Source organism: Streptomyces coryli, from assembly GCF_011044975.1.
In the GTDB taxonomy this organism is placed as follows: Bacteria; Actinomycetota; Actinomycetes; order Streptomycetales; family Streptomycetaceae; genus Streptomyces; species Streptomyces coryli.
In genome coordinates this window covers 1-9472 of record NZ_JAAKZV010000285.1, presented here as the reverse complement: position 1 = coordinate 9472, position 9472 = coordinate 1, and the positions used below count along the sequence as shown (strand labels likewise).

The following is a 9472-nucleotide window of genomic DNA, read 5'->3' as shown; positions in this document are numbered from 1 at the left end:
GCCCCAGCTCGCCGCCGCCCCCGCATCCCTCACCCGCGCCGGGGTCTTCGGCGGCCTCTTCGCCCCGGTGGACCGCACGGACCCGGCGAAGGCGAAGATCGAGGACCACCTCGACGACCTCTTCGCCTACTACCGCGACCAGCGCGAGCAGCGCCGCTGGTACGGCTTCTGGGACTACGGCGACATCATGCACACCTACGACGCCGACCGGCACCAGTGGCGCTACGACGTCGGCGGCTACGCCTGGGACAACTCCGAGCTCTCGCCCGACCTTTGGCTGTGGTTCGCGTACCTGCGCTCCGGCCGCGCCGACATCTTCCGGTTCGCCGAGGCCATGACCCGCCACACCGGCGAGGTCGACGTCTACCACCTGGGCGAATGGGCGGGCCTCGGCACCCGGCACGGCGTCCAGCACTTCGCCGACAGCGCCAAGCAGCAGCGCATCTCCACCGCCGTCTACCGCCGCGCCTACTACTACCTCACCGCCGACGAACGCACCGGCGACCTGATGCACGCGCTCGTCGACTCGGACGAGACCTTCCTCGTGCTCGACCCCATCCGCAAGATCCGCGAGGAGCCGTACGAGCCGGACCCGCACGCGCTGTCCATCGGCTTCGGTACGGACTGGAGCGGCCTGGCCGCCGCCTGGCTGACCGAGTGGGAGCGCAAGGGCCCCAAGGCCCAGAAGGCGGAGGCGCGGCTGCGCGCGACGATGGAGACGATCGCCGCCCAGCCCAACGGCTTTGTGCAGGGGAAGGGACTGTACGACCTGGACACCGGCCGGTTCGCGGTGGCGGACAAGGCCGCGGTCGAGGTCTCGCACCTCTCCGCGATGTTCGGGCTCGTCGAGATGTGCGCCGAGCTGATCGACCTGATCGAGATGCCGGAGTTCACCGAGGCGTGGCTGGACTACTGCCGCTACTTCAACGCCACCAAGGCCGAGCAGAAGGAGCGCTACGGCACGGACTTCGGCAACCTGCTGCTCTTCCAGGGCCACTCGCGGATGGACGCGTACGCCGCCGTGAAGGCGAAGGACGACAAGCTGGCCGAGCGGGCGTGGGCGAAGTTCCACCGCTCGGACGGCTACACCGAGTCGATGGACTGGAGCAGCACCGAACTCAACGGCCCGCAGGTCCTCGAGCCCGGCTACGAGATCCCGGCGATCTCCACCAACACGACGGCGCTCTACGGCCTTGCGGCCATCCAGAACCTGGCGCTGGTGGGCGACAAGCTGTGAGCTTCCGCCGCCGCCGCAGGCTGCGGAACAGCAGCCCCGCGCCGGCGGCTTGGAGCAGCAGCTGGGTGCTCAGCGCGATCCGGTAGTCCGTATCGGTGAGGTCCAGGGTGACGCCGATCAGCAGCATGGCGAGGAGGGCCGCGGTGTAGCCGCCGATGTTGGCGAGGCCCGTCGCGGCGCCGACGCGGTGGGCGCGGCTGCCGGAGCGGGCGATGTCCAGGCCGAAGACCGCGGCCGGGTTCCCCAGGCCGAGCACCGCCGCGAGCAGGAACAGCACCGGCAGCGGCGCGTGCCCGCCGGGCCACAGCAGCACCACGCCCCACGCCGCCGTGGTGGCGGCCGCGATCGACAGCACGACCGGGATACGGCGACGGGGCCGGCGTCCGGAGATCACGCCGAACACCGGCCCCAGCGCCATGGTGACGACGAGCGGTGCCGCGGTCACGTAGCCGGCGGTCGTCTCGGAGACCCCTTGGCTCTCCGTCAGAAAGGGGAAGCCCCAGAGCAGCACGAAGACCTGGACCGGGAAGTGCACGGTGAACATCAGCCACAGCCCCACCGGCGTCGACGGCTGCCGCCACGCCTCGGCGAGCGACGTACGCAAGGAGTCGCCCGCCGGGCCGGGTTCGGCGGCGCCACCCGGCGGCGCGTCCCGGATGCCCAGCCAGGCCACCGGGATCAGGACGGCGGTCGCCAGCGCCACGGCGTAGAACACCGGCTCCCAGCCGAAGGCCCGCAGCGCCGCCGACAGCGGCGGCACCGCGGCCAGCCCGCCGGCCGTGCCGACGACGACCGTGACCTGCGCCAGCACCGGCGTACGGCCGGCGGGGAACCACGCCGCGATCAGCCGCAGCACGCTGATCATCACCATCGCGTCCCCGCACCCCAGCAGCGCCCGCCCGGCCAGCACGGTCGCGAAGTCGTCGCCGCCCGCCACCAGCGCCTGCCCGGCGGCCATCACGGCGAGGCTCAGCGTCAGCATCCGCCGCGGCCCGTACCGGTCGGCGAAGAGCCCGACCGGGATCTGGGTGGCGGCGAAGACGCCGAGCTGCACCGCGCTGAACGCGGACAGCGCCGTCGCGTCGATCCCGAGCCGCTCGGTGGCGGTGGGGCCGGCGACGCCGAGGCTGCCGCGATTGAAGACGGCGACGACGTAGGTCAGCGCCCCGGCCGCCCAGCCCACCCAGGCGCGCGCGGAGATGCGCGTCTCCGCCCGCGGCTCGCCCACGCCGAGCTGTTGCTGCTGCTGCCGCCGCGCGCCCGCCACCGAACCACCTGCCCCGGAGAGAAGGCCCGCCAGCATGAGCCGCGAGGGTGAACGCGGCCTGCACGGCGCGTAAATGACCGCCTTACGCCGAGTCCCGCACCACCAATTCGGTCGGCAGTATCACCGCCGCCGGGTCCTGGCCGCCGATCCGGGCCAGCAGCAGCCGGATCATCTCCGCGCTGATCCGGTCGTACGGCTGCCGCATCGTCGTCAACGCCGGGCGGGACTCCAGCGCGGCCTCCGAATCGTCGAAGCCGCCGACCGCGATGTCCTCGGGCACCCGGCGGCCGGCCCGCTCCAGCACGGTGAGGACGCCCTGCGCCATCAGATCGGACGCCACGAACACCGCGTCCAGGTCCCGGGCCCGGCCCAGCAGTTGCTCCGCGGCCGCCGCGCCGCTGCCGCGGCTGTAGTCGCCGGCGGCGACGAGCGCGTCGTCCGCGGCGAGGCCGCACTCGGCCAGCGCCTCCCGGTACCCGGCCAGCCGGTCCACGCCGCCGGAGGTGTCCAGTGGCCCGGTCACGGTGGCGATCCGGCGCCGCCCCGTCGCGTACAGATACCGCACCATCTCCCGCGCCCCGCCCCGGTCGTCCGCCGCGACATGCGCGATCCTCGCGCTCGCGTCGGCCGGCTTCCCGCACACGACCAGCGGCACCTCGGCGGCGTGCAACTCGGCGGTGACGGTGTCGCCGTGGTGGCTGGATATCAGCAGCACGCCGTCGACATGGCCCGCGGCGATATAGCGCATATTGCGCCGCCGCTCGCCCTCCGTACCCGCGATCATCAGCAGCAGCGGGATGTCATGCGCCGCCAGCTCCGCGGTGCAAGCACGCAGCAACACCCCGAAGTTGGGATCGTGAAAGAGCCGCTCCTGCGGCTCGGTCAGCAGAAAAGCAACCGACCCCGACCGCCCGGTGACCATCTGCCGCGCGGCCCGATTGACCACATACCCGGTCTCCTTGATCGCGCCCTCCACCGCCGCGAGCGCCCCCGCACTGACATTCCGCCCACCCTGCAACACCCGGGAAACCGTCCCCCGGGAAACCCCCGCCACCCGCGCCACATCATGAATGGTGGGAACCCTCCGCCGGTCCGTCGCCATGACTGGAGATCTTCCTCTTCTTCCGCTCGCTGCGCAGCGTGACGCCGTACCCGTTCCAGGAGGGCAATCGCTTGCGCTAAGGTCTCGCGGCAGCTGCGAGGGGGCGTGGATGCAGGCCGGTGATGTGCTCGATGGCCGCTACGAGTTGGTGCGCCGGCTGGAGGCCGGCGGCATGGGCGAGGTCTGGGAGGGAACCGACCGGCGCATCCGGCGCCGCGTGGCGCTGAAGCTGATCCGCGAGGAGGCGGACCCGGCCGTCGTGGCGGAGCTGGTCTCCCGGCTCGGCCGCGAGGCGACCGCGGCGGGCCGGCTCGCCCACCCGCACATCGTGGCCGTGTACGACTACAACAGCATCGAGCGGGACGACATGCCGCTGGTCTACGTCGTCATGGAGCTGGTGCAGGGCCGTTCGCTGGCCCGTGAACTGCGGGACCGGCTGCCACCGGTGCCGCGTGCCCTGGAATGGGCCACCCAGATCGCCCTGGCGCTGGAGGCGGCACACGATCCGGAGGTCGGCGTGGTGCACCGCGACCTCAAACCCGGGAATGTCATGATCACGCCCGGCGGGCTGGTGAAGCTCCTCGACTTCGGAATCGCCCGGTTCATGGAGGAGAACGACACCCACCATTCCAAGCTCACCGGCGCCCGCATGGTCGGCACCCCTTCGTACATGGCGCCCGAGCAGTGCCTGGCCCGGCCTGTCGACGGGCGGACCGACCTGTACGCCCTGGGCTGCCTGCTGTTCGCGATGCTCACCGGGCAGCCGCCGTTCCCGAAGGACCGGGGCCTGCTGCAGGTGATGTACCAGCAGGTGCACGAGGCGCCACCGGCTCCCAGCGCGCTGCGCGGTGCCGCCGCCGTGCCGCCCGAGCTCGACGACCTGGTGCTGTCGCTACTGGCGAAGGACCCGGCGGAACGGCCGCCCGACGCCGGCTCCGTCGTCGACCGGCTGCGCGCCATCGACCTGATCACGCAAGGAGACAGGACCCCGCCGCAACTCCCGCCGCCCGCGCACCCGGCAGCCGCCGGTCCCCAACGGGCCGACGAGAGCGAGACGTTCGACACCGCGAGCATCAGGGAGGTCGTCGTCGAGATCGTCACGGATCCGGACGACGACCTGCTGCCCGTACGCGAGGAGCTACGCCGCCGCCGCGACGAGGCGCTGGACGCGACCGCGTCCTGGGAGGCGGTGCTGCAGCTTCGCCGGGTGCGCGCGGAGGCCAAGCGACTGCTGGGTGACCGCGATCCGCAGCTCCTCGACTTCGACTTCGACCTCGCCTGCGCGGTGGCCAGGGACGGCAGCCCGCAGAACGCCTCGTGGATGCTCGCCCAGCTGCTGCCCGCGATCGCCCGCGAGAACGGTCCGATGGACCGCCGCACCCTCTACGCCCGCAGCCTGCTGCCGTGGTTCCAGGCGGAGGCGGGCGACCACGCCGAGGCCGCCCGGCTGTACGGACAGCTCGTGCCGGACCTGCGCGGCGCCCTCGGCGATGACGATCCCCTCACCCAGAGCGCGGCCTTCCAGGAGGCCGTGCAGCAGCGCCGTACGGGAGACGCGGGCAAGGCCATCCAGCTGCTCACCCGGCTGTTGCGGGAGCTGGCGGAGCACGGCTCCGGCGCCGGTGTGCCGGGGACGCCGGTCGCCGCGGCCCGCGCCGAACTCGCCCGCAGCATCCTGCAGATGCGCGACCCGAACGTGCCCCGGCGGCTCAGGGAGTCGATCCCGGCGATCGGCTCCCTGCTCGGCAGCGGCGACGAGCAGGTGCTGGGAGCGCGCTTCGTCCTGGTGGACTGGATCGCCGCGACCGGCGCCGCCCACGAGGCGCTGCCGGCGCTGCGGGTGCTGATCACGGACATGGCGCAGACGCTCGGCGACCACCACCTGCTCACCCTGCGCACCCGCTTTCGCCTCGCCGAGCAGTCCGCCACCTCCGGCGAACCCGCCAACGCGCTGCACCACTTCCGCGCGCTGCTGCCGGACCTGCTCGAGGTGCTCAACCCGGACGACCAGCTGGTGCTGGCCACCCGCCTCCAGATCCTGCGGCTCGCCGCGCACTACGAGAATCCCGTCCGCGCCCTGCCGCACTGGCACGCGCTCACCGAGGACGTGGCCCGGGTGCTGGGGGAGGACCACCAGCTGTCCGTCGAGGCCCGCTTCCACCTGGCCCTCTACACGGCCGAGTCGGCCAATCCCACTGCGGCGCTGCCGCTGTTCGACGCGGTGCTGCAGCGCCGGATCGAGCTGCACGGCCCGGACGACGAGCTGAACCTGCGCGGCCGCTACGCTCAGGCGCATGCCCTCGAGCACGTCGGGCTCGCGAGAGAGGCGGAGAAGCTGTGGAAGCAGCTGCTCCGCGACGTCGCCCGCGCCCTGGGCCGCAGCCACAAGCTGACCGAGGCGGTCATCCGCCGCTCCGGCCGCAGTCTGCCGGAGCGGCCGCCGATCCCGTAGCAGGAGGTGTACTGCCCGTGCCCAGCCCCCGCAGTGCGATACGCGTCGAGCGCGACGGACCCGTGACCACCGTGATTCTCGAGCGGCCCGAGGTGCGTAACGCCGTCGACGGGCCTACGGCGGCCGCGCTGGCCGACGCGTTCCGGGAGTTCGAGGCGGATGAGGCGGCGAGCGTGGCGGTGTTGTGGGGTGCGGGTGGGGTGTTCTGTGCCGGGGCTGATCTCAAGGGGATCGGTACGGAGCGGGGGAATCGGGTGGCGGCTGATGGGGACGGGCCGATGGGGCCGACGCGGATGCGGCTGGAGAAGCCGGTCATCGCCGCGGTCAGTGGGCATGCCGTGGCCGGGGGGCTCGAGCTGGCGCTCTGGTGCGATATGCGGGTTGCTGAGGAGGATGCGGTCTTCGGGGTGTTCTGCCGGCGGTGGGGTGTGCCGCTCATCGATGGCGGGACCGTGCGGCTGCCGCGGCTGATCGGGGAGAGCCGGGCGATGGACATGATCCTGACCGGGCGGGCGGTGCCGGGGCCCGAGGCGTATGCAATGGGGCTGGCTAATCGGCTCGTGCCGACCGGGCAGGCGCGGGCCGCGGCCGAGGAACTGGCGGCGCAGATCGCCCGTTTTCCGCAGACCTGCATGCGCGGGGACCGGGCCTCCGCGCGCGGGCAGTACGGGCTGACGGAGGACGCGGCCATGGCCGCCGAGCTGCGGTACGGCAGTCAGGCGCTGGGGGAGGCGCTCGAGGGTGCGGCGCGGTTCGCGGACGGTGCCGGGCGGCACGGCAGCTTTCAGGCTTTCGAGGGTTAGTGCAAAGACACGGCTCGGCGGACGCCAGGTATGGGCAAAGCTCCAGTTAACGCGATGGAAAAACAACCGGGCTAGCGTTCCCGAACATCCTGCCGACCGATCAAGATCGGCACGGAAGAGCCGATACCCGAGGTGAGTGCCGTGCAGCTGACCCCTCATGAGCAGGAGAGACTGCTCATCCACGTAGCCGCCGACGTGGCCGAGAAGCGCCGGGCCCGCGGAGTCAAGCTGAACCACCCCGAAGCCATCGCGCTGATCACCGTGCACATCCTCGAGGGCGCCCGCGACGGCCGTACGGTCGCGGAGCTGATGAACTCCGGGCGCAAGGTGCTCACCCGCGCCGATGTGATGGAGGGCATCCCCGAGCTGATCCACGACGTGCAGGTCGAGGCGACCTTCCCGGACGGCACCAAGCTCGTCACCGTCCACGACCCGATCGCGTGAGCATGAGTACGAGCATGAGCATGAGCACGAGCGCGAGCAGCAGCCCGAAGGAGCCACGACCCGCCGTGATCCCCGGAGAGATCATCCCCGCCGACGCGCCCCCGGTCCAGCTCAACGAGGGCCGCCCCGTCACCCGCCTCACCGTCCTCAACGCCGCCGACCGCCCCGTACAGGTCGGCTCCCACTACCACTTCGCCGAGGCCAACCCCGGTCTCGACTTCGACCGCGCCGCCGCCCGCGGCAAGCGCCTCGGCGTCGCCGCGGGCACGTCCGTGCGCTTCGAGCCGGGCATTCCGGTCGAGGTCGAACTGGTGCCGATCGCGGGCGCGCGGCATGTCGCGGGCCTGCGCGGCGAGACCGGAGGTGCCCTCGATGGCTGAGCTCAGCCGCGCCGCGTACGCGTCGCTCTTCGGCCCGACCGCCGGCGACCGCATCCGGCTCGCCGACACCGACCTGCTCGTGGAGGTAGAGGAGGACCGTTCCGGCGGTCCCGGACTCGCGGGCGAGGAGGCGGTCTTCGGCGGCGGGAAGGTGATCCGCGAGTCGATGGGCCAGTCCCGGGTGACGCGCGCCGAGGGCGCTCCCGACACGGTCATCACGGGTGTCGTCGTCCTCGACCACTGGGGTGTGGTGAAGGCGGATGTGGGCATCCGCGACGGCCGTATCGCCGCGCTCGGCAAGGCGGGCAATCCGGACACCATGGACGGCGTCCACCCGGACCTCGCCATCGGCCCGGAGACGGAGGTCATCGCGGGCAACGGCCGCATCCTGACCGCAGGCGCCATCGACGCGCACGTGCACTTCATCTCGCCGGGCATCGTGGACGAGGCGCTGTCCGCCGGCATTACGACGATCATCGGCGGCGGTACGGGCCCGGCCGAGGGCACCAAGGCGACGACGATCACGCCGGGGTCCTGGCATCTGGAGCGGATGTTCGCGGCGCTCGAGCACTACCCGGTGAACATCGGCCTGCTGGGGAAGGGCAACACGGTCTCGGCCGAGTCGATGCGTGCCCAGCTGCGCGGCGGTGCGCTCGCCTTCAAGATCCACGAGGACTGGGGCGCGACACCGGCGGCGATCGACGCGTGCCTGAACGTCTGCGACGAGTCGGGCGCCCAACTCGCCATCCACACGGACACCTTGAACGAGGCGGGCTTCGTCGGCGACACCCTCGCCGCGGTCGCGGGCCGCACCCTGCACGCGTACCACACGGAGGGCGCGGGCGGCGGCCACGCACCGGACATCATCACGGTGGTCTCGGAGCCGAACGTCCTCCCGTCGTCGACGAACCCGACCCGCCCGCACACCGTCAACACCGTCGAGGAACACCTCGACATGCTGATGGTCTGCCACCACCTCAACCCGGCGATCCCCGAGGACCTGGCCTTCGCCGAGTCCCGTATCCGCCCGACGACGATCGCGGCGGAGGACGTGCTGCACGACCTCGGCGCGATCTCCATCATCTCGTCGGACGCGCAGGCGATGGGGCGGGTCGGGGAGGTGATCCTGCGCACCTGGCAGACCGCGCATGTGATGAAGCGGCGGCGCGGCTCGCTGCCGGGTGACGGCCCCGCGGACAACGGACGGGCGCGTCGATACGTCGCCAAATACACCATCAACCCGGCGGTGGCCCAGGGCCTGGAGACCGAGGTCGGCTCGGTGGAGCCGGGCAAGCTGGCGGATCTGGTGCTGTGGGACCCGGCGTTCTTCGGTGTGAAGCCGCTGCTGGTGCTGAAGGGCGGCCAGATCGCGTACGCGCAGATGGGCGACTCCAACGCGTCCATCCCCACGCCGCAGCCGGTGCTGCCGCGCCCGATGTACGGGGCGCTGGGCGCGGCGCCGGCCCGCAACTCGCTGAACTTCGTGACGGAATCGGCGCTGGAGGCGGGGCTGCCGGATCGGCTGGGGCTGGGCAAGCGCTTCGTCGCGGCGGGCTCGACGCGCGGCCTCACGAAGGCGGACATGCGCGAGAACGACGCGCGCCCGCGGGTGGAGGTGGACCCGGATTCGTTCACGGTACGGGTCGACGGCGAGGTCATCGAGCCGGCGCCGGCGGCGGAACTGCCGATGACGCAGCGGTACTTCCTGTTCTGAGGGGCGAGCGATGACGATCGAGATGACCCCGCCCTTGAGCCAGACGGAGCGAGTTCAACGGGCGGGCGGGAGG

General features: G+C 72.1%; 8 protein-coding genes. 6 read left to right on the top strand and 2 right to left on the bottom strand.

Translation table 11 applies throughout. The features are described 5' to 3' along the window. Window positions 1-1237 (top strand): exo-rhamnogalacturonan lyase family protein (locus tag G5C51_RS36380; protein ID WP_476715153.1); only part of this gene is annotated, 1237 nt, incomplete at its 5' end. Here G5C51_RS36380 and G5C51_RS36375 read toward each other — a convergent pair. Then, on the bottom strand, window positions 1119-2540 hold the full coding sequence (locus G5C51_RS36375) for an MFS transporter (RefSeq protein WP_165244205.1): 1422 nt from the start codon (window positions 2538-2540) through the stop codon (window positions 1119-1121). The two genes, G5C51_RS36380 and G5C51_RS36375, sit on opposite strands and share 119 nt — an antisense overlap. A gap of 46 nt (window positions 2541-2586) precedes the next feature. Next, window positions 2587-3606: a LacI family DNA-binding transcriptional regulator gene (locus tag G5C51_RS36370; protein ID WP_165244203.1), complete on the bottom strand. Its 1020-nt coding sequence runs from the start codon at window positions 3604-3606 to the stop codon at window positions 2587-2589. 109 nt (window positions 3607-3715) lie between these two features. On the opposite strand from G5C51_RS36370, the gene G5C51_RS36365 reads away from it, so the two are divergent. The 5 genes from G5C51_RS36365 to G5C51_RS36345 all read left to right on the top strand — a co-directional run bounded on the left by G5C51_RS36365 (window position 3716) and on the right by G5C51_RS36345 (window position 9399). Beyond that, a complete protein-coding gene (locus G5C51_RS36365) occupies window positions 3716-6058 on the top strand; it encodes a serine/threonine-protein kinase (protein ID WP_165244201.1) in 2343 nt (780 codons plus the stop codon). Between the two features lie 17 nt (window positions 6059-6075). Further along, window positions 6076-6861 (top strand): crotonase/enoyl-CoA hydratase family protein, encoded by a 786-nt coding sequence (locus G5C51_RS36360; protein WP_338118432.1) that lies wholly within the window; start codon window positions 6076-6078, stop codon window positions 6859-6861. A gap of 141 nt (window positions 6862-7002) precedes the next feature. Next, a complete protein-coding gene (locus G5C51_RS36355) occupies window positions 7003-7305 on the top strand; it encodes an urease subunit gamma (RefSeq protein ID WP_165244199.1) in 303 nt (100 codons plus the stop codon). Window positions 7306-7370: 65 nt separating this feature from the next. Then, window positions 7371-7685: an urease subunit beta gene (locus tag G5C51_RS36350; RefSeq protein WP_165244207.1), complete on the top strand. Its 315-nt coding sequence runs from the start codon at window positions 7371-7373 to the stop codon at window positions 7683-7685. Further along, entirely contained in the window at window positions 7678-9399 is a 1722-nt protein-coding gene (locus G5C51_RS36345; RefSeq protein ID WP_165244197.1) for an urease subunit alpha, read from the top strand. Before G5C51_RS36350 ends, G5C51_RS36345 begins: the two co-directional genes overlap by 8 nt. Window positions 9400-9472 lie beyond the last annotated feature (73 nt).

Coding starts and splice junctions, on each gene's coding strand:
- G5C51_RS36365 (WP_165244201.1), top strand. CDS start 3,716: ATGCAGGCCGGTGATGTGCTCGATGGCCGCTACGAGTTGGTGCGCCGG.
- G5C51_RS36345 (WP_165244197.1), top strand. CDS start 7,678: ATGGCTGAGCTCAGCCGCGCCGCGTACGCGTCGCTCTTCGGCCCGACC.
- G5C51_RS36375 (WP_165244205.1), bottom strand. CDS start 2,540: ATGCTGGCGGGCCTTCTCTCCGGGGCAGGTGGTTCGGTGGCGGGCGCG.
- G5C51_RS36370 (WP_165244203.1), bottom strand. CDS start 3,606: ATGGCGACGGACCGGCGGAGGGTTCCCACCATTCATGATGTGGCGCGG.